The 24925-nt window shown below is 66.1% G+C and carries 22 protein-coding genes and 3 pseudogenes; 10 read left to right on the forward strand and 15 right to left on the reverse strand.

Annotated elements, in window-relative coordinates; genetic code table 11:
- Positions 1–48 precede the first annotated feature (48 nt).
- Positions 49–2319, forward strand: a complete 2271-nt coding sequence (gene metE, locus T428_RS0107575) for a 5-methyltetrahydropteroyltriglutamate--homocysteine S-methyltransferase (RefSeq protein ID WP_025735997.1) — start codon at positions 49–51, stop codon at positions 2317–2319.
- A gap of 64 nt (positions 2320–2383) precedes the next feature.
- On the opposite strand, the gene T428_RS0107580 is transcribed toward metE, so the two are convergent.
- Positions 2384–4162, reverse strand: coding sequence for a DUF3556 domain-containing protein (locus T428_RS0107580; RefSeq protein ID WP_025735998.1), 1779 nt, complete (start codon positions 4160–4162; stop codon positions 2384–2386).
- A 121-nt stretch (positions 4163–4283) separates the two neighbouring features.
- Here T428_RS0107580 and T428_RS0107585 point away from each other — a divergent pair, with 121 nt between their 5' ends.
- Entirely contained in the window at positions 4284–4505 is a 222-nt protein-coding gene (locus T428_RS0107585; protein WP_036467491.1) for a hypothetical protein, read from the forward strand.
- 5 nt (positions 4506–4510) lie between these two features.
- Here the strand turns inward: T428_RS0107585 and T428_RS0107590 are convergent, their stop codons facing one another.
- The 3 genes from T428_RS0107590 to prpD are packed head-to-tail and all read right to left on the reverse strand — an operon-like array spanning position 4511 to position 8036.
- The gene (locus tag T428_RS0107590) at positions 4511–5629 is read right to left on the reverse strand and encodes a bifunctional 2-methylcitrate synthase/citrate synthase (protein WP_025736000.1); all 1119 of its coding nucleotides are present in this window, start codon (positions 5627–5629) and stop codon (positions 4511–4513) included.
- The gene (gene prpB / locus T428_RS0107595) at positions 5626–6534 is read right to left on the reverse strand and encodes a methylisocitrate lyase (RefSeq protein WP_025736001.1); all 909 of its coding nucleotides are present in this window, start codon (positions 6532–6534) and stop codon (positions 5626–5628) included. The genes T428_RS0107590 and prpB overlap by 4 nt, the downstream gene beginning before the upstream one ends.
- Positions 6531–8036 carry a 2-methylcitrate dehydratase PrpD gene (gene prpD / locus T428_RS0107600; RefSeq protein WP_025736002.1) on the reverse strand — a complete coding sequence of 502 codons (1506 nt, stop codon included), beginning with the start codon at positions 8034–8036 and terminating at the stop codon, positions 6531–6533. Before prpD ends, prpB begins: the two co-directional genes overlap by 4 nt.
- A gap of 110 nt (positions 8037–8146) precedes the next feature.
- Here prpD and T428_RS0107605 point away from each other — a divergent pair, with 110 nt between their 5' ends.
- The 3 genes and pseudogenes from T428_RS0107605 (at position 8147) to T428_RS35670 (ending at position 12168) form a co-directional block, all read left to right on the forward strand.
- On the forward strand, positions 8147–9571 hold the full coding sequence (locus T428_RS0107605; protein WP_025736003.1) for a short-chain fatty acyl-CoA regulator family protein: 1425 nt from the start codon (positions 8147–8149) through the stop codon (positions 9569–9571).
- A gap of 99 nt (positions 9572–9670) precedes the next feature.
- Positions 9671–11038: pseudogene (locus T428_RS26410) on the forward strand (flavin monoamine oxidase family protein).
- A 105-nt stretch (positions 11039–11143) separates the two neighbouring features.
- A pseudogene (locus tag T428_RS35670) lies at positions 11144–12168 on the forward strand (GGDEF domain-containing protein).
- On the opposite strand, the gene T428_RS0107620 reads toward T428_RS35670, so the two are convergent.
- From T428_RS0107620 to T428_RS0107630, 3 genes and pseudogenes are all read right to left on the reverse strand, one after another.
- Positions 12165–12677: a DoxX family protein gene (locus T428_RS0107620; RefSeq protein ID WP_025736004.1), complete on the reverse strand. Its 513-nt coding sequence runs from the start codon at positions 12675–12677 to the stop codon at positions 12165–12167. The pseudogene T428_RS35670 and the gene T428_RS0107620 overlap by 4 nt on opposite strands.
- 334 nt (positions 12678–13011) lie before the next feature.
- Positions 13012–14265: pseudogene (locus tag T428_RS26420) on the reverse strand (wax ester/triacylglycerol synthase domain-containing protein).
- Positions 14266–14269: 4 nt separating this feature from the next.
- A complete protein-coding gene (locus tag T428_RS0107630) occupies positions 14270–15172 on the reverse strand; it encodes an alpha/beta fold hydrolase (RefSeq protein WP_025736005.1) in 903 nt (300 codons plus the stop codon).
- A 309-nt stretch (positions 15173–15481) separates the two neighbouring features.
- Here T428_RS0107630 and T428_RS0107635 point away from each other — a divergent pair, with 309 nt between their 5' ends.
- Positions 15482–16351 (forward strand): alpha/beta fold hydrolase, encoded by an 870-nt coding sequence (locus tag T428_RS0107635; protein ID WP_025736006.1) that lies wholly within the window; start codon positions 15482–15484, stop codon positions 16349–16351.
- A 78-nt stretch (positions 16352–16429) separates the two neighbouring features.
- On the opposite strand, the gene gnd is transcribed toward T428_RS0107635, so the two are convergent.
- Together gnd and T428_RS0107645 are read right to left on the reverse strand one after the other, a co-directional pair.
- Positions 16430–17458, reverse strand: a complete 1029-nt coding sequence (gene gnd / locus T428_RS0107640) for a phosphogluconate dehydrogenase (NAD(+)-dependent, decarboxylating) (protein WP_025736007.1) — start codon at positions 17456–17458, stop codon at positions 16430–16432.
- Positions 17459–17468: 10 nt separating this feature from the next.
- Positions 17469–18878, reverse strand: coding sequence for a glucose-6-phosphate dehydrogenase (locus T428_RS0107645; protein WP_025736008.1), 1410 nt, complete (start codon positions 18876–18878; stop codon positions 17469–17471).
- Positions 18879–19002: 124 nt separating this feature from the next.
- Here T428_RS0107645 and T428_RS0107650 point away from each other — a divergent pair, with 124 nt between their 5' ends.
- Complete coding sequence (locus tag T428_RS0107650; protein WP_025736009.1) at positions 19003–19839, forward strand: adenylate/guanylate cyclase domain-containing protein; 837 nt, start codon at positions 19003–19005, stop codon at positions 19837–19839.
- A gap of 66 nt (positions 19840–19905) precedes the next feature.
- On the opposite strand, the gene T428_RS32650 is transcribed toward T428_RS0107650, so the two are convergent.
- Positions 19906–20064, reverse strand: a complete 159-nt coding sequence (locus tag T428_RS32650) for a hypothetical protein (protein WP_156942881.1) — start codon at positions 20062–20064, stop codon at positions 19906–19908.
- Between the two features lie 21 nt (positions 20065–20085).
- Here T428_RS32650 and T428_RS0107660 point away from each other — a divergent pair, with 21 nt between their 5' ends.
- From T428_RS0107660 to T428_RS0107670, 3 genes are read left to right on the forward strand one after another with little or no spacing between them, the layout of a single operon-like run.
- Positions 20086–20898 carry an SDR family oxidoreductase gene (locus T428_RS0107660; protein WP_025736010.1) on the forward strand — a complete coding sequence of 271 codons (813 nt, stop codon included), beginning with the start codon at positions 20086–20088 and terminating at the stop codon, positions 20896–20898.
- Positions 20891–21259 carry a carboxymuconolactone decarboxylase family protein gene (locus T428_RS0107665; RefSeq protein WP_025736011.1) on the forward strand — a complete coding sequence of 123 codons (369 nt, stop codon included), beginning with the start codon at positions 20891–20893 and terminating at the stop codon, positions 21257–21259. Before T428_RS0107660 ends, T428_RS0107665 begins: the two co-directional genes overlap by 8 nt.
- Before the next feature lie 3 nt (positions 21260–21262).
- Positions 21263–21943: a hypothetical protein gene (locus T428_RS0107670; protein WP_025736012.1), complete on the forward strand. Its 681-nt coding sequence runs from the start codon at positions 21263–21265 to the stop codon at positions 21941–21943.
- Here the strand turns inward: T428_RS0107670 and T428_RS0107675 are convergent.
- From T428_RS0107675 to T428_RS31820, 5 genes are all read right to left on the reverse strand, one after another.
- Positions 21940–22263, reverse strand: coding sequence for a putative quinol monooxygenase (locus T428_RS0107675; protein ID WP_025736013.1), 324 nt, complete (start codon positions 22261–22263; stop codon positions 21940–21942). The genes T428_RS0107670 and T428_RS0107675 overlap by 4 nt on opposite strands.
- Positions 22264–22600: 337 nt before the next feature.
- On the reverse strand, positions 22601–23197 hold the full coding sequence (locus T428_RS36020; protein ID WP_425411990.1) for a peptidoglycan endopeptidase: 597 nt from the start codon (positions 23195–23197) through the stop codon (positions 22601–22603).
- Positions 23198–23295: 98 nt separating this feature from the next.
- On the reverse strand, positions 23296–23805 hold the full coding sequence (locus T428_RS0107680; RefSeq protein ID WP_025736014.1) for a nitroreductase/quinone reductase family protein: 510 nt from the start codon (positions 23803–23805) through the stop codon (positions 23296–23298).
- Between the two features lie 13 nt (positions 23806–23818).
- Entirely contained in the window at positions 23819–24370 is a 552-nt protein-coding gene (locus T428_RS0107685) for a VOC family protein (RefSeq protein WP_025736015.1), read from the reverse strand.
- On the reverse strand, positions 24370–24726 hold the full coding sequence (locus T428_RS31820) for an Mtp family mycobacterial-type pilin (RefSeq protein ID WP_211243900.1): 357 nt from the start codon (positions 24724–24726) through the stop codon (positions 24370–24372). Before T428_RS31820 ends, T428_RS0107685 begins: the two co-directional genes overlap by 1 nt.
- Positions 24727–24925 lie beyond the last annotated feature (199 nt).

Consider the following 24925-nt stretch of genomic DNA (forward strand, 5'->3'; position numbering starts at 1 on the left):
TGCACGTCCGCCGGCGGTGACCATTACGCCGATTGAAGGACGAATATCGTGACCTTTCAAGCATTCACCGCAACCGTTGTCGGCTCCCCGCGCATCGGCCCGAAACGCGAACTCAAACGCGCGACCGAGGGCTACTGGAAAGGCCGTACCAGCCGATCCGAACTCGAAAGCGTCGCCGCCACGCTGCGCCGCGACACGTGGAAGGCCTTGGCCGACGCCGGTTTGGATTCGGTTCCGGTGAACACCTTCTCCTACTACGACCAGGTGCTCGACACCGCGGTGATGCTGGGCGCGTTGCCGGCCCGGGCCGCGCAAATCACCGACGACCTGGACCGCTACTTCGCCGCTGCCCGCGGCAACAAAGACGTCGCACCGCTGGAGATGACCAAGTGGTTCGACACCAACTACCACTACATCGTTCCCGAGATCGAGCCCGCGACGAAGTTCACGCTGAACCCGGACAAGGTGCTCGCCGAGCTGAAAGAGGCTCTCGGACAAGGGATTCCGGCGCGCCCGGCCGTCATCGGGCCGATCACCTTCTTGCTGCTCAGCAAGGGCGTCAACGGTGCCGGCGCGCCGATCGAGCGGCTGCAGGAACTGGTGCCGATCTACTCCGAGCTGCTGGGCCTGCTGGCCGACAACGGCGCGCAGTGGGTGCAGATCGACGAGCCGGCGCTGGTCACCGACACCTCCCCCGACGCCCCCGCCCTGGCCGAGGCGGTCTACAACGCGCTGGGCAAGGCGAGCAACCGCCCCGCCATCTACGTCGCCACCTACTTCGGCGATCCCGGCGAATCGTTGGGCTCGCTGGCCCGCACGCCCATCGAGGCGATCGGTGTCGACCTGGTCTACGGTGCCGACACCGCGATCGCGGCGGTGCCCGAGCTGGCCGGCAAGACACTGGTGGCCGGGGTCGTGGACGGGCGCAACATCTGGCGCACCGACCTGCAGGCGGCGCTGGCCAAGCTGGAAACGCTGCGGGCGTCGGCCGCCAACGTCGCGGTCACGACGTCGTGCTCCACCCTGCACGTGCCGTACTCGCTGGAGCCGGAGACCGGGCTCGACGACGCGCTGCGCAGCTGGCTGGCGTTCGGGCAGGAGAAGGTCGCCGAGGTGGTGACGTTGGCCCGCGCGCTGCACGACGGGCGCGACGCCGTCGCCGCCGAGATCGAGGCCTCCAACGCCGCCGTGGCATCGCGCAAGAAGCACCCGCGGCTGCACAACGATCAGGTCCGCGAGCGGATCGCCTCGATCGTCGCCTCGGGTTCACACCGCGGTGACGCCGCCGCCCGTCGCGCCAGCCAGGACGAGCGGCTGCACCTGCCCCCGCTGCCGACCACGACGATCGGCTCGTTCCCGCAGACCGTCGAGATCCGCAAGGTCCGCGCCGCGCTGGTGGCCGGTGAGATCGACGAGGCCGAGTACCAGAAGCGGATGAAGCAGGAGATCGCCGACGTCATCAAGCTGCAGGAGCGGCTGGGCCTCGACGTGCTGGTGCACGGCGAGCCCGAGCGCAACGACATGGTGCAGTACTTCGCCGAGCAGCTAAACGGGTTCTTCGCCACCAAGAACGGGTGGGTGCAGTCCTACGGCAGCCGCTGCGTGCGGCCGCCGGTGCTCTACGGCGACGTGATCCGCCGGCAGCCGATGACGGTCCAGTGGGCGAAATATGCGCAGTCGCTGACCGACAAGCCGGTCAAGGGCATGCTGACCGGGCCGGTGACGATCCTGGCATGGTCGTTCGTCCGCGACGACCAGCCGCTGGCAGATACCGCCAACCAAGTGGCGCTGGCGATCCGCGACGAGACTGTGGATCTACAGGACGCCGGCATCGCGATCATCCAGGTCGACGAGCCCGCGCTGCGCGAGCTGCTGCCGCTGCGTCGGGCCGCTCAGGACGACTATTTGCGTTGGGCGGTCGGGTCTTTCCGGTTAGCCACCTCCGGCGTCGCCGACTCGACGCAGATCCACACGCACCTGTGCTACTCGGAGTTCGGTGAGGTGATCGGCGCGATCGCCGATCTGGACGCCGACGTCACGTCCATCGAGGCGGCCCGCTCCCACATGGAGGTGCTGGACGACCTGAACGCGGTCGGCTTCGCCAACAGCGTGGGCCCGGGCGTCTACGACATCCACTCGCCGCGGGTGCCCAGCACGGGCGAGATGGCCGAATCGCTGCGGGCCGCGCTGCAGGCGCTGCCGGCGGAGCGGTTGTGGGTCAACCCCGACTGCGGGCTGAAGACACGCAGCACCGACGAGGTGACGGCGTCGCTGCAGAACATGGTTGCTGCCGCGCAGGAAGTCCGCGCGGGGGTCTAGCCTTCGCGTTTCGACCGCGAACGTAAGCGCGCTGCGACTTTCGGAGCCAATTTTCGCGGTGTGCTTACGTTCGCGGCCCCGGCTCCTGCTCCTCGGCGGGTTCTTCGGATTCGGACGCGGCAGCACCCGACAGCACCTGGACCGGCACCTGGTCGTCCCAGGGCTGCCGGGTGACCATGTCCGCGACTTTGACTATGCCGCGCTCGAATTCGCCGGTGGCGGCATCGACCAGCCGGTAGGACTGGGTCTGCTGGTGGATCGGCTGGGCGTCGAGTAACACTACGCGCACTTCACCGGGCAGGAAGCCGCAGCGCTGCTGCATCGCGGCGATCAACTGCTCGTTGTGCATGTGGCCGTCGCCGAAATTCCAGCCGACGGCGGTGCTGCAGATCCGCTCGCCGTCGGTGATGACGTAGTCGTCTTCGTTCTGACCGGCCATCGCCCGATGCGCCAGCGTGAACAACGCCCTGCCGTGAGTGTTCATGGCGCGGAACGCATATCCCAGATACATCGGGATTTGCGTGCGCTCCTTGCCGTACACCTTCTCCAGCTGGGCGGCCGGCATGCTGGTGATCGAGACGATGTTGTGGTTGATCTTCTTGTCGGCCGAGGCCTTGATACACCACAGCGTGGTGTCCCAGTTGCCGGCGTAATAGCGCATGGCGGGCAAGAACGAGATCTTGCGCGGAAACAGGTTGCCCGCGATCACGATTCCGGCGATGAATGCGATGAAAATCCCCACCGGGACAGGGTTTTTCAGATCGGTCAGCCCGGTATGAGTGTGGCCGACGAACAGCGCGAACACGCCGAAGATCATGAACACGTTCCACTCCAAGGGCACCCCCATCGGGATGGCCGACAGGATGCCGAAGTGGAAGATCACCATGATCGCCGCCGGGACCGCGGTCCACCAGCCGCCGTGCGCGACGAACAGTGCGATGGGCACGCACATTTCGACGAAGGTGCTCACGTGGGCGAAGACCCGCGCCAGTCGCCCGGGCCGCAGATCGTCCGGGAACTTCTCGAAGAACATCCGCTTGATGAACCGGGGCCGGAACACCGGGTTGTTGGACATCATCGTCGACATCACGAACGGAAAGTGCTTGTTCAGTTTGGATGTCGCGGCGCCTATCCAGATCACCATGAACACCAGCTTGGCGGCGATGATCATGTCGATACCGCCGAACAGGAACGTCACCGCCAGCGTCGCGTAGACCTCGCCGCGGGCAGCCAGGAAGATCACCTTGTCGCGCAAGCCCAGTACGCCGAGCAGCACCAGGATCAGCACGATCCGCCACGGACGAATCAACCCGATCTGGGTGCCCAGCTCCGGCACCGGGCCGGTGCCGTCGGCGAACAGCGTCAGGAAGGTCACCAGCAAGAACAGCCCGTACAGCGCGTTGTCGACCAGCGTGCGCGCGGTGCCCTTGGTTCCCGGGACACGCTTGGGCCACGGCGGCAGGCGGATGGTGTCGGGGCGCAGCCAGTACAGGATCGACCCCATCGGCGGATTGAACCGGTTGTTCAGCGGCCCGAAGCCGCAGCCCAACCCGATCACCTCGAAGAGCATCGTGTAGAGCACTACCTTCTCGAACACGATCGGCTCGGCGTACCACGACAGCACGTTGGTGACCACCAACCCGCGAGTGGTCGGCACCGCCAACAGCCAAGCGAACAGGATGTAAAGCAGGACCTTGCCGACGTAGAACAGATGCAGAACGACCGGCGTTCCGAAACCGACCTCGGCCCAATGTCGGGCCATCGGACGAATCTTCTCGCTGCGGGACAGCTTGCTCCACTCGTCGATGTCGACCTGCGGCAGTTCCGGTTGGAGAAATCCCATGGTTCCTCACCCTAGGACCTGTGCTAGCGAACCGTGTTGCGGATCGCGGATGACATCCTTTGCCAGCGGCTTCTGCACCGGTTAGCGTGATCTCCTAGCACCCGCTGAGGAGATGTCCATCATGAGCAGACTTCGGTTGCTGATATCGGCCACGGCGCTGGCGGGCGCGACCGCCACCGCGGTGGGCGCCGGCACCGCCTACGGCCAGGCGCCGGCACCGGGTGTTTCGTGCACGGTGTTGCACTCCACCACCCAGGACGCCAACGGCCGCACCATGTGGTGCAACCCGACCATGACCGGCAACCACAGCCTGGTCTGGCAGTACGGTGGTCCGACGGACTGATTGGCCTACCTGAAGGCCAGGGCCCGCTGCTCGCGGCCGGAATACGCACTCAGCGGGCGGATCAAAGAGTTCGACGCGGCCTGCTCCATGATGTGAGCGGTCCATCCCGTGATCCTGCTCATCACGAAGATCGGAGTGAAGCAGGCGATGTCGAATCCCATCAGGTAGTAGGCCGGGCCCGTCGGGAAGTCGAGATTGGGCAAGATGGCGGTGGCGTCGAACATCTCGGCCTCCAGGATGTTGTACATCTTTAGCCAGCGCTGCCCGTCACGCACCGCCGCGACGCGACTCAGCGCTTGCTTCATCGTCGGCACCCGCGAGTCACCGTTCTTGTAGACCCGGTGCCCGAACCCCATGACCTTCTCCTTGCGGGCGAGCTTGCCGCGCAACCATTCCCGCGCATTGCCCGGGTCGCCGATCTCGATCATGTCGTGCATGACGGCCTCGTTGGCACCGCCGTGCAGCGCACCCTTGAGCGCACCGATGGCCCCGGTGACCGCGCTGTAGATGTCCGACTGCGTCGAGGTCACCACCCGCGCCGCGAACGTGGAGGCGTTGAAACCGTGCTCGGCGTAGAGGATCATCGACTGCTCGAATGCCCGCACGACTGCGGGTTCGGGCACCTCGCCGAAGCACATCTGCAGAAAATTCTCGGCGTATCCCAGCCCACTGTGTGGTGGGATCGGCGCCAGCCCGCGCCGGCGGCGCATGTCCACCGCGACGATGGTCGGCAGCACCGCGAGCATGCGCAGCGCCTTGGCCCGGTTCGCCGAGTCGTCGTCCTCCTCGGGGTCCTCGGCGCCCAAAAAGCTGATCGCCGTGCGTACTACGTCCATCGGATGGCAGTTGTCCGGGAGCTTTGTCAACAGCGACAGCATCGACCGGTCGATGCGGCGGCTGGCGCGTTCGCGCTGGCTGAACAGCGCCAGCTCCGCATCGGTGGGCAGTTCACCGCGCCACAGCAGGAAGGCGACCTGCTCGAAACTGCAGTGGGCGGCCAGATCCTGGACCGGATATCCGCGGTAGGTCAGCGAATTGGTCTCCGGCACCACCTTCGAGATGGCGGTGGTGTCCACCACGACGCCGGCGAGGCCCTTCTTGATGTGAGCGGTCGGAGTGGTCATGGCTGCTTCCCTTCGAGCGTGAAATTGTAAGTGTCGGTGTCGAATTCGTTGTAGTCGGCGTAGCGCAGCAGCTCGTAGAGGCGGTCGCGATGCTGCATCCGATCCAGTAGATCGAATTGTGTTCCCGTTGCGGCGATTTCGCGCAGACCCGCTTCGACGGCGAACATCACCAGCCGCAGCCTGGTGACCGGGTAGATGACGACGTTGTAGCCGAGGTCGGCCAGTTGACGTGCACTCAACAGCGGTGACTTGCCGAATTCGGTCATGTTGGCCAGCAGCGGAACATCGACGGCGGCGCGAAACGCTTCGAAGTCCGCGGGTTCAGTCAGCGCTTCGGTGAAGATCATGTCGGCGCCGGCGTCGTCGTAGGCACGGGCGCGGTCGATCGCGGCGGGCAGGCCTTCGATGCCTGCGGCATCCGTGCGTGCGCAGACGACGAAGTTGGGGTCGCGCCGCGCGGATACCGCTGCGCGCAACCGCTTTACCATGTCAGTGGCCGGCACGACGGCCTTGCCGTCCAGGTGACCGCAGCGCTTGGGGTTGACCTGATCCTCGAGGTGGCAGCCCGCCAGGCCGGCGTCTTCGAGGACGGTCACCGTGCGCGCGGCGTTCAGTGGCGCACCGAATCCCGTGTCCGCATCGATCAGCGTCGGCAGGTCGGTGGCGGCGGCGATCTGCGCGCCCCGGCCCGCGACCTCGGTCAGCGTCGTCAGCCCGATGTCCGGCAATCCGAGATCGGCGGCCAGTGCCGCACCCGACACATAGACGCCCTCGAAGCCCGCCTCGGCGACCGCCTTGGCCACCAGCGGCGAGAAGGCGCCCGGAAACTGTTGCAGCCGACCGGAATCCAGACCGGAGCGGAATGCGACCCGCTTGTCGGCTGCGCTGGAGGAGGAGCCGATCATCGGAAGATCCCCGACGGTACCACCGGCGCCTGGTCCAGCACCCGCGGATCGACCAGCACATTCAGTGCCCCCAGCGCACCGCCCTTCAGATCGGCCAGCGAGTCGACGGCGGACAAGAAGCGTTGCTGCTCAGCGGGATCCACGATGCCGTCGGCGAGCGCGGTGAACTTACTCACGTACTGCTGGCGCGCGAACGGCCGAGCGCCCAGCGGATGGGCATCGGCCACCGCCAATTCGTCGGAGATCACCTCGCCGTTCTTCAGCGTCACCTCCGCGCGCGCCCCAAAAGCCTTCTCGGTCGGGTCGTTCGAGTGGTAGCGGTGAGTCCACTCCGGATCCTCGACGGTGCAGATCTTGTGCCAGAGGTCCACGGTGTCGGGGCGGTGTGCCCGCTCGGGAGCATAGGAACGCTCGTAGTGCCAGCTGCCGTCTTGCAGCGCGACCGCGAAGATATAGGGCAGCGAGTGATCCAGCGTCTCGCGCGAGGCGTCCGGGTCGAACTTCTGCGGGTCCCCCGAGCCGGTGCCGATCACATAGTGGGTGTGGTGGCTGGTGTAAAGCACGATCGTCGCGATCTGTTCGAGATCGCCGATACGCTCACGCAGCCGGCGCGCCAGGTCGATCGGCGCCTGGCTCTGGTACTCGGCGGAGTGTTCCTTGGTGTAGCTGTCCAAGATCGCGCGCTTGGGTTCGCCGGGCTCGGGCAGCGGCACCCGGTAGGTGTGTTCGGGACCGCCCAGCAGCCAGGCGATGACGCCGTCCTCGCCCTCCCAGATCGGCGCCGGCGATCCCTCCCCACGCATCGCCCGGTCGACCGCCTCGATGGCGATCTTGCCGGCGAACGCGGGCGCGAACGCCTTCCAGCTCGAGATCAGCCCTTTGCGTGATTGACGGGTGGCCGTCGTGAGGTGCAGCGCCTGTCCGACCGCGTGGTAGATCGTCTCGACATCCAGTCGCAGCATCGTTCCGATGCCCGCGGCCACCGACGGGCCCAGATGCGCGACGTGGTCGATCTTGTGCTCGTGCAGGCAGATTCCCTTGACCAGATCGATCTGGATCTCGTACGCGGTGGCCAGACCGCGGATCAGGTCGGCGCCGCGCACATCGAGCCGCTGGGCGACGGCGACGAGCGGCGGGATGTTGTCGCCGGGGTGGGAGTAGTCGGCGGCCAAGAACGTGTCGTGGAAATCGAGCTCGCGCACCGCGACACCATTGGCCCAGGCCGCCCACTCGGTCGCATAGCTGCCCGGCACGCCGAAGACCCGCGCCCCCCGCTGCACCGGATGCGCCAGTGCCTGCTCGCGCGCTACCGTGACCGGTCGCCTGATCACCGAGGCGGCACTGACGGCCGCGTTGTCGATGATCCGGTGGCACACCATCTCCGCGGTCTGCGGATCGACGGCGACCGGATCCGCGGCCACCTCGGCAATCTTGGCGGCCAGGTGCTCGCTGCGGGGAAACTCGTCGGCACTGCGCCGGGCTCGAACGTCGTGGATGCGCATAAACCGCACAGTACGCAGGCTGGGCAGCACGGTAAATCACCTAAACAAGCGTAATTTTGTGTCCTCATCCCGCCGATTTTGCGAATGTTGTGAAAGGCTACGCGCGTACCCTGTTGCGGGTGGCGAAGACGTTCGCCGGTGCGCGGCTAAGGCGGCTACGTGAGGAGCACGGGCTCACTCAGGTAGCGCTGGCGCGCGCCCTGGGATTGTCGACCAGTTACGTCAACCAGCTGGAAAACGACCAGCGTCCGATCACCGTCCCGGTGCTGCTCACTCTCACCGAGCGATTCGATTTGCCGACCCAGTATTTCGCGCCCGACTCCGATGCCCGACTGGTCGCGGACCTGCGCGAAATCTTCGCCGAGGGTCCCGCGACGGCCGGGCAGATCGAGGAACTCGTCGCCCGCATGCCGGAGGTGGGCCAGACGCTGGTCAGCCTGCACCGCCGGGTGCACGACGCCACCGCCGACCTCGAAGCGCTGCACAGCCGGGCCAACGCCGAGACATTGGCGCCACCGTCTCAGCCGATGCCGTTCGAGGAGGTCCGGGACTTCTTCTACGACCGCAAGAACTACATCGGGGATCTGGACGTCGCCGCCGAGCAGCTGTTCAGCGAAAACCGTTTGCACACAGGAGGACTCGACGCCCAACTGGCATCGTTTGTTCGCAACAACCTCGGTGTCACCGTGATCATCGACGACGGTCAAGTCTTGCAGCCCAACTCAAAGCGGCTGTTTCGTCCCGAGACGCGCACCTTGTATCTGGCCCGCTGGCTGCGTCCGGACCAGCGCGCCTTCCAGTTGGCGACCCAGATCGCGTTGCTCACCCAGGCCGAGTTGATCAGTGCCATCATTGCCGGCGACGACCGGCTCAGCGATGACGCCCGCGGCGTGGCGCGCATCGGGCTGGCCAACTATTTCGCCGGCGCGCTGCTGTTGCCCTACCAAAGATTCCTCGAGGCCGCGGAGGGCGTGCGCTACGACATCGACCGGCTGGCAAGGGGTTTCGAGGTGGGCTTCGAAACCATCTGCCACCGGTTGTCGACGCTGCAACGCCCCGGTGCGCGCGGCGTCTCGTTCATCTTCGTCCGGACCGACAGCGCGGGAAACATCTCTAAACGACAGTCCGCCAACGCTTTTCACTTCTCCCGGGTGGGCGGCAACTGCCCCCTATGGGTGGTCCACCATGCCTTCTCCCGCCCCGGGCAATTCTTGACCCAGATCGCTCAAATGCCTGATGGCCGAACTTATTTCTGGATCGCCAGGACCACGACAAGCGAGCCCAGCCGCTATCTCGGCCTGGACAAGAGCTTCGCGATCGGGCTCGGCTGCGACGTAACCCACGCCGAGAAGCTGATCTACTCGGCCGGCATCGATCTGACGGACACCGAGGTGGTAGTGCCGATCGGTGCGGGATGTAAGATCTGCGACCGACCCGCCTGTCCGCAACGCGCGTTCCCCTATCTGGGCCATCCGGTGCACGTCGACCCGCACTCCAGCACCGATCTGCCCTATCCACCGGCAATCACGTCCTAAACGGTTCGGTGGACGTGAATTCCGCGCGAACCCACTGCTGGCATCTAGCGATCGGTGTAGTTTGCTGCTCAGCAGCCAACTGCAACCGAGGAGCCGGTCGTGGCGGACGTCGATTACTGCGTGGTCGGGGCGGGTTTCGCCGGTTTGACCGCGGCCCTGCGGTTGAAGCAGGCGGGGCACTCGGTGGCCTTGCTGGAAGCCCGTGACCGGGTAGGCGGTCGCACCTTCACCGAAACTCACCCGGACGGAACGTGGGTCGACCGCGGTGGCGCGTGGATCGGGCCGGGACAGGACCGCATCTACGCGTTGATGGACGAGTTCGGCGTGCCGGAATACAAGCAGCACAACGACGGCGACGCGATGATGATGATCATCGACGGCAGGAAACACCGCTACGGTGGCACCATCCCGTGGACGATGAGCCCATGGTCGGTCGCGAACCTGGGGCTCGGAATGGCCTCCATCGAGAAGATGTGCAAGGAGATTCCGCGCGAAGCCCCGTAGGAAGCCAAGAAGGCCGATGAGTGGGACCGCATCAGCATCGGCGAATGGATCCACTCGAACACCGCCTCCAAACAGGCCGCCGCGATGCTGGACATGGCTTTCGCGGGCCTCTACACCTCGGCGGCGTCGGAGACGTCGCTGCTATGGGACCTGCTGCAGACGGCGTCGGCCGGCGGAATCACCTTCGCGATTTCGGGCAAGGGCGGCTCCCAAGATGCCCGCCCGGTCGGTGGGATGGGAGCCCTGCACCGGCCGCTGGTGGCCGAACTCGGTGACGCGCTGCATCTTTCGCAGCCCGTCGGGCAGATCGCCCAAGACGCCGACGGCGTGACGATCAGCGCGTCCGATCTGACGGTGCGGGCGCGGCTGGTCGTGGTCGCGATCCCGCTGGCAATCGCCACGTCCATCCGCTACGAGCCGGCGCTGCCGGTGGATCGCGCGTTCCTGCACCAGCGCATCCCAAGCGGCGCGGTGATCAAGACCTCGGTCTTTTACGACGAGCCGTTCTGGCGTGCCGACGGGTTGTCGGGCCAGACCGCCGCACCGGGATCCCCGGCCACCCTGACCATCGACGCCTACACCGACACGGCGGACAAGGGCATCATGTGCGTCATCACCGAGGGACCGGCGGCGCGCCGGTTGACCGGGCTCGACGAGGCCGAGCAGAAAGAGATTTTGGTCGGCGAGCTCGTCGACCGGTTCGGCGCCAAGGCCAACGCACACCGCGAATTCCATTTGCAGAACTGGACGGTGGATCGCTATTCCGGTGGCGGCATGATCGGCCACGCCCCCACCGGCGTGCTAACCGAATTCGGTTACACCCTGCGAGAACTCTGCGGTCGCATCCATTGGGCCGGAACCGAGAGTTCGGCGATCATGTGCGGGTGGATCGACGGGGCGATTCGGTCCGGCGAGCGCGCCGCGGCCGAAGTGGCCGCCGCCGAGACCGCCGCCGTCGCCTAGGCGCGCACACCCACCTGGTCAGCCCCGGGGTGCTTTCCCGAAAAGGCAGTGCCACAATGGGCCGAATGTCGGCATTGCGGGGGCCTGACCAGGAAAGTTGACGACATGGGTGTTAGCGTCGCACACCCGTTCGGTCGTCGAGCTATGCGGCGGTATCGGCTTCGGCTCAGTGCCGATTCCGGTAATGGTTTCTACGGCAGCCAACAGGTCCGGTTGTTGCGAATTTACTTGGGCGCCACCACTTTCCTGTTCACCTACGGCGTGGTGTTCAGCTTGTTCCCGATCCACCCGGGCCAAATACCGGGCAGGCCCGGCGGCGGCATCGCGGCGATCGCCCTGGGCCTGGCCGCCCTGGTCTGGCTGGCCGTGCGGCCGGACAAACCCGCGCCGGCCACCGCCGTGGCGATCGTGGCCACCCCGATCGTGATGGCATTCCACGTGGCGATCACCGTCGAGTTCGCGTGCCTGATCGCGCCGATGTTTCTGGCGATGTACCTGCGCGCGTTCTACCCGCCGCGCCGTGGCGTGAGCCTGGTCGCGATCCTCACCCTGGCGTCGGTCGTCGCCCTGGCGATCTCGCACACGGCCAGGTTGTACATCGACTACCTGATCTCCGCGATCGCTATCGTCGGGGCCGCCGAGTCGTTCGGGCTGCTGATGCGGGCCCTGCTCAATGCGGCGTGCACCGACCCGCTGCCCGGCTGCTCAACCGCGCGGGCTGGGAGATCGCCACCGCCGACCTGTTGGCCCGATCGCGTTCGGCGAAGGTCACCGTAATCGTGCTCGACATCGACAACTTCAAGACGATCAATGACACCCAGGGGCATCTCGCCGGCGACCAACACCTGGTCAGCCGCGCGGATTGTTGGCGAAAGCTAGCGTCCGCCGATGCCGTTCTGGCCAGGCTCGGCGGCGACGAGTTCGCGGTGTGTATCGCCGACGACGCGGACCTGACGCCGGCCCGCGCGCAGAAGTTTGTCGCCGACGTCCGCGTGCACACCCCGAACACCAGCATCGGCACCGCGTCGCGTAGCGGTGCGAGCGCCGACATCGCCGCGCTGTACGCCGAGACCGACGCCGAACTCTACGAAGCCAAGCGCAAAAAGCTTCCGGGCGCCCTGGGGATCTAGCCGGCTTGCTTGGCCGGCGGACGGTAGAAGATCAGCAGCAGCCCCAGCCCGCCGGCGAGCCCGAGGCCCACCGCGATCAGCAGCCCGTTCCAGCCCATCAGCGGATTGTTGACCCCGAAAATCACCGAGTCCAGGCTGAACCGGCCGGGCCCCAGGGCCGCCACCGCGATGGCGCTGACCACCAGGACCAGGTTGTACTCCCAGCCCTCTTTGACGATGAAGAAACCGTTAGCGCGGTGCACGGTCCAGGCCGCGACCAGCATCAGGGCGACAAAGCCCGCGACCGGGATCGGCGTGAGCAGCCCGGCCGCCAGCCCCAGCCCGGCGGCGAGCTCGGTGGTGGCGGCCACCGTCGCGTGGAACTTGCCCGGCTTCATACCGATGCTCTCGAACCAGCGCGCGGTACCCGGTATGCGGCCTCCGCCGAAGAACTTGTTGTAGCCATGCGCGGCCAATGTCACGCCCAGCACCAGCCGCAGGATCAGCAATCCGACGTCGTAGGGAGTCATACGTGCAAACCTAGATCATCGGGCGGATCGGGTAACAGCAACGGTGAGGGAGCACCGCGTGCGTTGTCGCGATTGCCGAAAACCAGCGGAGCCGGGAGCCGCCTATCGCACCCGACAACGGCGCTCCCGACGGCGTCGGGCATGCGGCCGCCTCCACCGACGATGCCGCGGTATAGCTGACCGGCGACGCGGATCATCCGCGCGAAATTTCTGGGCGACGCGATCCGGGTGGCGCGTGCAGGCCCGACTGTGCCGATCATCGAGCCGGTCGCAACCCAGGCACCGCGGGGCTGACCCGCGAGGAAGCGGCGAGATCCGGAGACGCGCAATACGTCTACAGCGCGGCGTCGAGCAACTCCAGGTAGGTGTCCATGTCGGCGATCACGGACTCCGCCGTGTGGACGCTGATCGCGATGGTCTCGCCGATGCCGTGCACTCCATGTGTCAGACCCATCGACGTGTCAGACCCATCGACGGCGACAGCCCGGGATAGCCGGCCGTCAGCACCACCGGCGCGTCCCCGAACTGCAGATCGGCGGGCCCGCGGTTGACACTGGACACCACGGTGTTGCCCGACACCTGCGCGGGCCGGGCCCCGAAGTCGAATTGTGAAACGCCCCAACGTAGTAGCGGAGCGGGCACCGCGGCGAATGCACGGTCCCCCGCGCGTGTGGCGGGATGTTCGAATCGCCGCCGCCCGTTGGCCAGGTCGGCGACGATCCAGCCGCGCGTCCAGTTCGAGCCGCGGGTAGATCCCGACCACGATATTGCCGAAATGGTTATTAGCTTGGGGCACACCGGGTTTGGCCATCGGAACCTCCGCGCCCAGTGCGTCGGACCCGGCGGCAAGCAGCCGCGACAGCGCGGTCGACACGGCGGCGAGCACCGCGACGGTGACGCTGGGTCCACGTAGCTGTGCCCGCTGTCGCACGAGTGTGCGGATCGAACGGGCGCCGTCGGGGCCGGCGTTGGTGGCCAGCGGCGGCCGGCTGCCGACCCCCGGCGCCAGCAGCCCCGCCCGGGTGTCGCGAAGCAGCCCGCGATGCCTCCAGGCGGCCTCGGCGGCCCGCCAGGCGAAGCAGCCCGGCGACGCCCGTCGCACCGCGGGCACCGGAGCGTCCCGGCCGAACAGCCAGCCCGCCAGCGCCGCACCGCGTGCGCCGTCGGCCAGCGCGTGCGATGTTTGCAGGACCGTAACGACGCCCGGCCTGTCGACACCGGGAATGCCGAGCACCGGTGTGAACACGTGCAGCCGCCAGGGCACGCGCCGGAGGTCCAGCTGGCTGTCGGCCAAGCGCGCCACCGCCGCCAGGCAGGCCTGCCAGCCGTGATCGGCCACGTCGTGGCGAACGACCTGCTCGGGCGAGACCGTCGTGGGGACCCACCGCGGATAGGTCAGCGAGCAGCCATCCTCGACCCGCAGCGTCAGCTCGGGGCACGCCCGAGCCCAGCAACGGATTTCGTCGAGGGCACGATCCAGGTCGCCGGGTTGGCCGCCGAATGCGTACAGCAGGAACTCGTCGTTGGGGACTTTGGCCGACATCCAGTAAAACTGCGCATCGACGGCGGCCATTCGGCGCGCGGCCACGGCCTCAGCCGGGTGAGCCGATGAACGCCAGCACCCGCTCGGCGATTTTCTCGAGCTGTTCCAGCTGCAGGAAATGCCCGGCATGATCGATGATCGCCACGTCGCTGCCGGCGGGCAGCACCTTTTCGGTCCAGTGGGCGAAAGCCGGGGTCATGCAACCGTCGTCGCGGCCGTGCAAATACAGGGTCGGCAAAATCGGCGCCTCGGTCCACAGCCGGTTCAGCTCGGCATACCGCTGCGGCGGGCGGGTGTTGCGAAGCGTGGCGCGGTAGGTCCCCAGCGCCGCGCGCCAGCTTTCCGGTGTCCCGATCGCGGCGTCGACGTGACGCAGGTCCTCCTCGGCGCCGTGGTAACCCGGAGACCACCGCCGCCACAACCGCGGCAGCACCCACGACGCGGAACGCTCAGGCAGGAAAGGCAATTGGAAGTAGAACATGTACCAGCTGCGCAGCAGTTGACGAGGAATCTGACGCGCCAGCCGTCCGCGCTCGCTGACCTGGCCGCGGAACGCGGCCGAGACGGGCACCGACATGATCACGGCCTTGGTAAACGGGCTGTTGGGCATCGCGGCCAGGCCGGTGCCCGCCAGTGCGCCCCAGTCGTGTCCGATCACCACGTCGCGATCGGTGCCCCCGGCGACCTCGCGCACCCGCAGCGCGTCGTCCATGATCGCGCCGACGTGATAGCTGCCGTCGTCCGGAATGGACGACGGCGCGTATCCCCGCATGAACGGTGCGACGACACGCCAGCCGGCCGCGGCCAGCAGCGGGGCCAGCTTGCGCCAGCCGTAGGCCGTGTCGGGGAAGCCGTGTAGGCACAAGGCGATCGGGCCGTCGGCCGGGCCCCAGGTCAGCGCCTTGAGCTCGGCGGGAGGACCCGGCACGTCGATCCATCGCGGCTTGGTCATCTCGGGTAGTCCGCCATGTTCACTCCTGTTCGGGGCGTCCGCACGGACCAACCTAACACCGGAGCGAAAGAAACCCCGAACCCTCACTGCATCCAGGGATTTCATCAACGCTCGGTCGAGATCGACGTCAGCGTGGTGCTCACTCGGACTGTTGCGCGCCGTGGTCGATCTCGGTACCCCCACCTCTTCCATGTTGTGGTCCGACCACAGCGACGGGCGTGATCGATGGCGTCGGCGTCTCCCAGCTGTTTCACCGATAGACTCCGGCGACCGCGAGAACTCATCGAGCGACTATGTAACGTCAGATCGATGAGCACCGTGAGCAGCAGCCCCCAGACGGTCAAATTCGCTGGTGTCGGCGGTATCGGCCTGGTCGCCGACGAATGGAACCGCGACACCGCGATCGCGGGCCGACCGTCGATCCTGATGTTGCACGGCGGCGGCCAAAACCGATTCTCCTGGAAGAACACCGGCCAGGTCCTGGCCGACGAGGGCTTCCACGTCGTCGCGCTGGACAGCCGCGGGCACGGCGACAGCGACCGGGCACCGGGCGCGGACTACGCGATCGAGACGCTGATGGGCGACGTCCTGCAGGTCCTGGACGCGATCGGCCGCCCCGTCGTGCTGATCGGGGCCAGCATGGGCGGGTTGACCGGCATCCTGGTCGCCGACAAAGCGGGCCCGGCGCAGGTGACCGGCTTGGTGCTGGTCGACGTCGTGCCGCGGTACGAGAAGACCGGCAGCGCCCGGATCCGGGATTTCATGCTGACCAACCTGCACGGCTTCGCGTCGCTGGAAGAAGCCGCCGACGCCGTATCCGCTTATCTGCCGTATCGGGAAAAACCGCGCAGCCCCGAAGGGCTGAAGAAGAATTTGCGGCTGCGGGACGGACGCTGGTACTGGCACTGGGATCCGGCGTTCATGACCGCCCCCGGCGACGACCCGGAGTTGCGCACGGACAACTTCGAGCGTGCCGCGGCAGATCTAACGATCCCGGTCCTGTTGATCCGCGGCAAGCTCTCCGACGTCGTCAGCCCCGAAGGCGTCAATCACTTCCTGGCGACGGTTCCGCGTGCGGAGTTCGTCGAGCTGTCCGACGCCGGACACACCGCCGCCGGCGACGACAACGACGCCTTCAGCGACGTCGTCGTCCAGTTCGTCAAGCGGCTGACCGGCTGAGCCCAATGGCGGCGACCCTCCTCCGCGAGCGGGAGGTGCCCCCAATCACTCGGCTTCGCCGCCCTCGCGATCGCCGCGTCAGCCACCGACCCCCGGCTTCTCGGCGTGCCCGCCGAACTGCTTGCGCATCGCCGAGAGCGCCTTGTTGGCGAAGTCGTCGAGGCTGCGCGAAGCGAAGCGGGACTGCAACGCGGTCGTCAGCACCGGGGCCGGCACCCCCTCGTCGATCGCCGCGATCGCGGTCCAGCGGCCCTCCCCGGAGTCGGAGACCCGGCCGGAGAATTCGGACAGGGTGGGCGATTCGTGCAGCGCGATCGCCGTCAAGTCCAGCAGCCAGGAGCCGACGACACTGCCCCGGCGCCACACCTCCGCGACGTCGGCGACGTCGAAGTTGTACTGGTAGCACTCGGGATTCGACAGCGGCGCGGTTTCGGCATCGCCCTTTTCGACGCGGGTGCCGATGTCGGCGTTGCGCAGAATGTTGAGCCCCTCGGCGAGGGAGGCCATCATTCCGTACTCGATGCCGTTGTGCACCATCTTGACGAAGTGACCCGCCCCGGACGGGCCGCAGTGCAGGTAGCCCTTCTCGGGTTGGGCGACCTCGCCGTCGCGGCCGGGGGTGCGCGTAGCGGCGTCGACCCCGGGTGCGATGACCTTGAACAGCGGCTCCGCGTGCTCGAAGGCGTAGTCGTCGCCCCCGATCATCAGGCAGTAACCACGCTCCCGGCCCCAGACCCCACCGCTGGTGCCGCAGTCGATGAGGTGAATTCCCTTCTCGGACAGCAGCTTTGAGTGCTTGAGGTCGTCGCGGTAGTAGGAGTTGCCGCCGTCGATCACGATATCGCCGGACTCGAGGGTGTTCGCCAGCTCCTCGATCACCGAGGTGGTGATCTCACCCGCGGGCACCATCACCCAGACGATCCGCGGCGCGGTCATCTTCTCGGCCAGCTCCGCAACCGAGAACGCCCCGGTCATTCCCTTCTCACTGGCCAGCGTCTTGACGACTTCCTTGTCGTGGTCGTACACCACGCCCTCGTGTCCGCCGTCGACGACACGACGGATGATGTTGGCACCCATTCGGCCCAGGCCGATCATTCCCAGCTGCATTCCGGTCTCCTTACTGTCCCGACTTGGTTTTCGGAGGGAACCACGGGTCTTGCCAATGGCAGTGACCGCGGACCAGCGACTGCGCGGCCTCGGGTCCCCACGACCCGGGCTCGTAGGGGTGAATCTCGCTCGGCTTGTCCAGCAGCGGCTGGACGATGCGCCAGGTCTGCTCGATGCTGTCTTCCCGCGCGAATAGCTGGCGATCGCCGCTCAGCGCGGCGTGCAGCAGCAGTTCATACGGGCCCTCCGCTTCGCCCAGGTCCGTGGCGAACAGCGAGTCCAGGTGGACGTCGTGCCACTCGTCATGGACTTGGGCGGACAACTGCATTCGCATGCCCGGCTGGGGGTCGATGCGCAGCACGATCTGGTTGGGCTCGGCCGTCGTGCGGTGCGGCAGGAAGGCCAGCTGTGGAACGCGGCGCAGAAACAGCCGCACCTCGGTGACCTTCTCCGGCAGTTCCTTACCGGCCCGCACGAAGATGGGTACTCCGGACCAGCGCCAGTTGTCGATCTCGGTGCGCAGTGCGATGAAGGTTTCGGTCTGCGAATCCTTCGCCACCCCGTCGACGTCGGTGTAGCCGTGGTACTGGCCGCGCACACAATGTTCGGGGTCCAGCGGCGGCATCGCGCGGAACACCTCGGATTTCTTGTCGTTGAGGTCGTCGGCGCTGCCGCCGACCGGCGGTTCCATCGCGACCATGGCGAGCACCTGCAGCAGATGGTTCTGCACCACGTCACGCAGGGTGCCAACCTTGTCGTAGAACCTGCCCCGGTCCTCGACGCCGAAGTTCTCGGCCATCGTGATGTGAATCTCGGACACACTCTGGCGATCCCACAGTGCGGCCAGCGCCTGGTTGGCGAAGCGCAGGCATTCGAGTTCCACCACGGGCTGCTTGCCCAGGAAGTGGTCCACCCGCAGGATCTGGTCTTCGTCGAGCACCGCGTGCAGCCGATCGTTGAGTTCGCAGGCGGACTTCAGGTCATGGCCGAACGGCTTTTCCACCGCGACGCGGGCCCGCTCCACCAGGCCCTCGCGCGCGAGGCCCTCGACGATCGGCGCGAACAGCGCGGGCGGCATCTCGAGGTAGTACAGCGGGCGGTAGTCCGAACCGATCAGCTCGGCGAGCCGGTGATAGAGAGCGCGGTCGGTGACGTCGCCGTGGATGTAGTCCAGCCGATTGGCCAGCCGATCGAACACCTCGTCGTCGATCTGCTCCCCGGCATCGTTGATGGAGGTGCGCGCCCGCTCGATCAACTTCTTGACGCTGATGTCGTCGCTCGCCACGCCCAGGATCGGGCAGTCCAGCAGATTGCGGCGCTCGAGCCGATACAGCGCGCGAAACGTCATCTTGCGGGCCAGATCACCGGTAATGCCGAAGATCACCAACAGGTTGGACGAATCACCACCGTCGTCGGCCAAAACCGAACCTCCCAAAATTCACCGGACCGGTTCACTCGAGCTGCACTACCCGGGGGTGATCGCACTCAACCCTAGACACTGCTGAAAGGGCCGACAACCGGAAGCCATCCCGCGCTTTGCAAGGATGCGAGACGTGGGTGATGCACTGCATATCGCGGTCTACGTCCTGGCCGGCGTTGCCGTGATCGAAGCCTGCGCACTCGCCGTGATGGGCAAGTTGCTGGTCCGTAGCCGCGAGGAAGCCGAGGAGTTACGGCAACGTGCCGACACCCGCAATTGGCTGATATCCGGCGGCCGGGAGGCCCTCAAAACGGCCTGGAACACTGCCAACGTGATGCGCAAGGAGGGCTTCGGCGCGGCGGTGCGCAGCAGCATCGAAGACCTCGCCGACTGGGCCGAGGTCGAGCGGCCCGACCTCGCGCGAGTCACGCCGGACGGCCGGGTGGTAATTCTGTTCTCCGACATCGAGGAGTCCACCGCGCTGAACGAGCGGATCGGCGACCGCGCCTGGGTCCGGCTGATCAGCTCGCACGACAAGCTGGTGTCCGGGTTGGTGAAGCGCCGATCCGGCTACGTGGTCAAAAGCCAGGGCGACGGCTTCATGATCGCCTTCGCCCGCGCAGAGCAGGCGGTGCGGTGCGGCATCGACCTTCAGTCCGAGCTGCACCGGAACGCAAAACGCAAGCGGCACGAGGATATTCGGGTCCGGATCAGCATCCACATGGGCCGCTCGGTGCGTCGCGGCGACGATCTGTTCGGACGCAACGTCGCGATGGCGGCGCGGGTGGCCGCCCAGGCCGTCGGTGGACAGATCCTGGTGAGCGAGCCGGTGCGCGAGGCGCTGCGCGACTGCGACGACATCCGGTTCTACGAAGGCCGCGACGTGGAGCTGAAAGGCTTTTCGGGCAGTCATCGCTTGTTCGCGGTGTCGGCCGGCGTCGCTGGCGTTCTCGAGGCTTAATCCGTGGCGACCCGCCGCGGCGTGTCGTCGCAACCGGTTAAATGTCGCGGGGTCGACGTCAGCGCGTCACGGCGCGCCGGACTCGGCCAGCCGCTGATGCAGCCGGGCGCGGATCTCGCCGGGGGTGTAGGCGCGACGTTTGCGTTGATCACGTACGACCAACGCACCCCCGGCCACGACACCGGCGACGCCGGCCAGGCCGATCCACTTCCAAATGCTGCGCATACTTGACACGCTATTACCGCCATGGACACCCTTCGCGACAAGGTCGCCGTCATCACGGGAGCGGCCAGCGGCATCGGCCGCGCGATCGCCCGCAGCTTGGCCGATCGGGGCGCATGCATCCTGGCGGTCGACCTCGACGACGAAGGTCTCCAGGTTCTCGCCGACGAGCTGGGTGCGGCGGTTCTGCCGCATCGTGCCGACGTGTCGGATCCCCACGCGTTCGAAGGCGTTCGGGACGCGGCGCTGCGGCGGTTCGGCCGGGTCGACATCGTGGTCAACAACGTCGGCGTCCTGACAAACGGGCTGCCACAAGACATTCCCGCCGCGGAGTGGCAACGCATCCTCGATGTCAATCTGATGTCGGTGGTCCGCAGCAACGCCGCGTTCCTGCCGCTGCTGCTGGGTCAGGGCAGCGGCCATCTGGTCAACACCGCGTCCTTTGCCGGGCTTTTCAGCTACTCCTACGATCGAATGCCGTATGCGGCAAGTAAAGCCGCGATCGTGCAAATGACCGAGGGTTTGGCGATTTACCTGCGGCCCAAGAACATTGGCGTCACCTTGTTATGCCCCGGGCCGGTGCTGACGAATATCGCGGCCGACGTACCGACGTTCGGCGCCGGTGCACCCCTGCGGATTCCCGGCGAGCAATTCGACCTGCTGGACCCGGCGAGCGTCGGGGAGCTGGTCGCCGATGCGATCCTGCACAACCGATTTTTCGTGCCCACCCATCCCCAGGTGGTCGACGAGTTACGCCGTCGCCTCGACGACTGGGACGGCTATATCGACTACCAGATCTCCCGAAAACCCTTAGGAAAGGCGGATACCGATGACTGATGTGCGCGCTCAGGGACTGGCACTGTTCAGGGACATGCCCGGCCTAATCCCGGACGGCGCCACCAGCCTGCGCGACGACGGCGTGGCCGGTGAACTCCTCGAGCTGGGCCTCGATCATGTCTTCGGATCGCTTTGGACGCGGCCCGGATTGGACCGCCGTTCGCGCAGCCTGGTCACCCTGGGTGCGCTGATCGCGCTGCGGGCGTCGGACGAACTGAAGGCGCATTTCCCCATCGCGCTGCGCAACGGTCTGACCATCGAGGAGATTTCCGAGGTGATCTACCACATGACCGGCTATGCGGGTTATCCGGCGGCCGCCAGTGCACGCGCCGTCGCGCGCAAAGTGCTGGCGAACTCCTAAGCCATGCTCACGCTGCAGGAAGCGCTGAACGATACCCGGACCGGCGACCTGTGGTTGTTCCGCGGCGGCTCGGGACCCGACCGTGCCATCCAGACCCTGACCAACAGTCCGGTGAACCATGTCGGCATGACCGTGGCCATCGACGACCTGCCGCCACTGATCTGGCATGCCGAACTCGGCGACAAGCTCGTCGACTTATGGACCGGAACCAACCATCGCGGTGTGCAGCTCAACGATCTGCACCAGGCCGTACTGCAGTGGAGCGAGCGCTACCACCAGCGCTGCTGGCTGTGCCAGCTGACGCCGCACCCCACCCGCGAACAAGAGGACCAGCTGCTGCGGGTGATCGCGCGGATGGACGGCACCGCATTTCCCACTACCGCCCGGTTGACGGCCCGATGGTTTCGCGGCCGGATCCCGACGGCCTACGACTGGACAAAGGGAATCCCCTTCGTGGACAAGAAGGTTCGAGAGTCGACGCAACGACGCAAACAGCGGCAGCGGGTCGGGCTGGAAACGGCGTACTGCGCCGAGACGGTGGCGATCACGTACGAGGAGATGGGATTGCTCAGCACCGAGAAGTACGCGAACTGCTTTGACCCAGCGTCATTTTGGAGTGGTGACACGCTGCCGCTGGCACCGGGATATCAGCTGGGCAACGAAATCGAAGTCGCTGTCGGCTAGTCGACCGACATCTCCCCCATCTCCGACCAACCGGTCGCGTCGATCGTCTGACTGATGATATTGGGCGTCGACTTCAGCGCCTGCGGAAGTTCCTGCATGGCGCGCTTGAAGTGATCGCTGGTGACGTGGACGCCGCCCGCGTCACCGTCGCGAAACGCCTCCACCAAGACGTACTCCGCCGGATTCTCCAGGCTGCGCGACCACTCGAACCACAAGTTGCCCGCTTCGGCGCGCGTCGCCGCGGTAAACGGGGCAACCAGGTCCGGCCAGCGGTCCGACCAGTCGGGCTTGGTTTCGAACTTGACGACGATGAAGATCATTGCGGTCCCCGCTCACAGCTCCCAGTGCGCTTGGCTGCCCATCCTCCGACGGGCAGCGCCAGGATATACGGGCTACGGGGTGTGGGGTGTGACTGATGTGACATTGCGGGTAGGGTTCGCTGTACAGCAAAGTCCGCCTAGATGTCGTAATCGATGTCTAGGCGGACTTCGCGTTTGTCCAGCGCTAAACGGATTCGCGCCGACGCTTGTGACGCGTCTCACAGTGGCGTGTTTTATCCGACTATTTCACTGAGGGCAAGCACGCCAATGCCGTCGGCATGATCCGCGCCGCAGTAATCCGCGGCATTGAATAACAGGCGCGCCGTGCGATTATTTATCAATTCGGAATTCCGGGATCGCCCGGCGGCGGCAATTCCGGCGCCGGCGGGACCGGGGGTGCCGGCATTTCGGGCGCGACGGCTCCCACCAAAACGGGAGGCGGAGGCGACGCGTCGGGAGGCGGAGGCGGCAGGCCCGGCAGGCCCGCTGGAGCGCCGCCCCCGTCCGAAGGCATCGGCAGAAATATGTGGTGGGTGAATCCGGGCTGGTAAGCGCCGGCACCACCGATGTGCACGCCGCCGCGTTCCCCGCTGGACACCGGGGTGCCGTCGGGCAGGGTCACTGCCGTGTGGCCACCGTTCCAGCCGACAACCAACGCGTTGGGGGCCGTTCCATACTGAAAGCCCCGCGCCGATAGCGCGGCTTCTTCATTCCCGGTATTAAAGCGGTTTCCATAAATAGGCCTGTCGGTTGCCGCATTTACAACCCACGAAACAAGTCCTGAACAATCGGTACCCGCGGGAGAATCTCCGCCCGCGATATAGGGCTTCCCGGATACCTGATTGATCAGCGATATCAACGATGCAAGAACAATCATGCGGAGGGACACTAGCAACAAGGTAGTTAGCAATCCAAAATTTGTGGCGTGCGTCACGTGTCAATCAATTAATGGCCTGCAGCGCACCTACAGCAAATAAGTCACGACATTGCATATCCCCGAAACGAAAAGGGCTGAATCGTTTTGGCCTGGCGTTATGCCGCCGACGCGGGCCTGAGGCGAAACACCGGGATCCGCCGGCCGATCACGGCCGCCTTGGCGCGATAGTCGCGGTAGTTGACGCAGACATGCTCGGCCAGCGCGTACAGGCGCTCGTAGTCGTCGGGATCGGTGACCTCCACGGCTACGAAGTCCTCGTCGCCGAATCGACACCGCGGATGCGCCTTCAGGTTGTAGTACCACTGCGGATTCTTGGGCTGGCCCAGATAAGAGGCGACAAGAATCGTGTCGGGGCCATCGTGAAAGTAGGCGAGTTGATGCTCTCGCGGCAGGCCCGACTTGGCGCCCGTGCTGATCAACGGGGCCGACGATAGGCCGCCGAGGATGGATGGGTAGCGCCCGCAGGTGGCGCGGTACAGCCAGGGATCGATGTGCCAGAACAGATGTCGCGCCAGGAAGCCGGCCGCACGCGAGCGCCCGAAGCGTTCCAGAGCCCGATACCAGCGGCCGTACTCCACGGTCGGGTCGACGTAGGGCAGCGGCATGCTACGACTCTACTTACCGGCGCGAGAGGGTTCGCCTTGCCTGCCACATGACCCCTGGCACCGTGTTCGCCAGATCCGCCCGACTTTTGCTGAAGACAGCCACAGCACGATAAAAGGACCAAACTTGTTGGGGTGTAGGTACTTTCGGTATCCATGCCAGCTCCCAATGAATACCATTGATCGGGTCGTCGAAGAACACCGCGTAATAGCCGGGCCAATACTGCGGGTACTCCTTGGGTTCGTCGGTGACCGGTACGTCGTGCCTGACCAAGAAATCGTTATGGAAGCGATCGACCTCTCTTCGGTTGCGCGCCCACAGCGCGATGTGGTTGATACCGACCGCCTGATCGCCGTGCGTGAGCTTGCCTCCGGTACGAGCCGGCTGGATGCCGATGTAGCTGTGCGGGTTAGCGTTACGTGTCATGTAGTAGATCGACTGATATTCCATGTTCAGCGACGAAAAGCTGCTGTAGCCAAGCCAGCCGAACAACGCGTCGTAGAACGCGATGGACTCGTCATAGTCCAGCACCGCGAACTCGACGTGACTGACACCACGCCACCGCATCAGACCGGCGTCCAGATCCCGTTGTTGAAGAATCCCCACGCACCCCTAGTGGGATTCCACATCAGGTGAGCCTGCGGCGCCCATGACGGCGCAGGTGGCTGCGGCGGCGCCCACGGCGGCGGCGGCCCCCAAGGCCCCCAACCCGCCGGTGCCGGACCTTGCCAGTCGTGGCACTGATTCCAGTCCCAGTGATAGTCGGTGCCCCACGCCGGATCCCATTGCTGACCAGGGCACCAGTGGTTGGTGGGCGGGGGCGCCGAGGTCACCTGGGCCACACCTCCGGCCAGAACCAACGCGGACAGCGCCAGCCCGCCACCCACGAACAGCCGAGCCCACGCGTGCTTTACCGTCGCCATCTCTTAAGAATGGTCGGCGGGGGCCGTCACCGCTAGGGGCGACCACGTCTACTTCCGATTCTCGAGGCGACGAGCCGACCGGGTCGACCTTCGGGTAGCAGTCCTTGATCTGCAGTGCCCACCGTCGGCCCGCACGAAAGTTTCGATGTTGTAAGCCGTTTGAACGTAAGCCACCGGGAACTCCGTCGCCTGCCGTCTC

The organism is Mycobacterium genavense ATCC 51234, assembly GCF_000526915.1.
Classification (GTDB): Bacteria; Actinomycetota; Actinomycetes; order Mycobacteriales; family Mycobacteriaceae; genus Mycobacterium; species Mycobacterium genavense.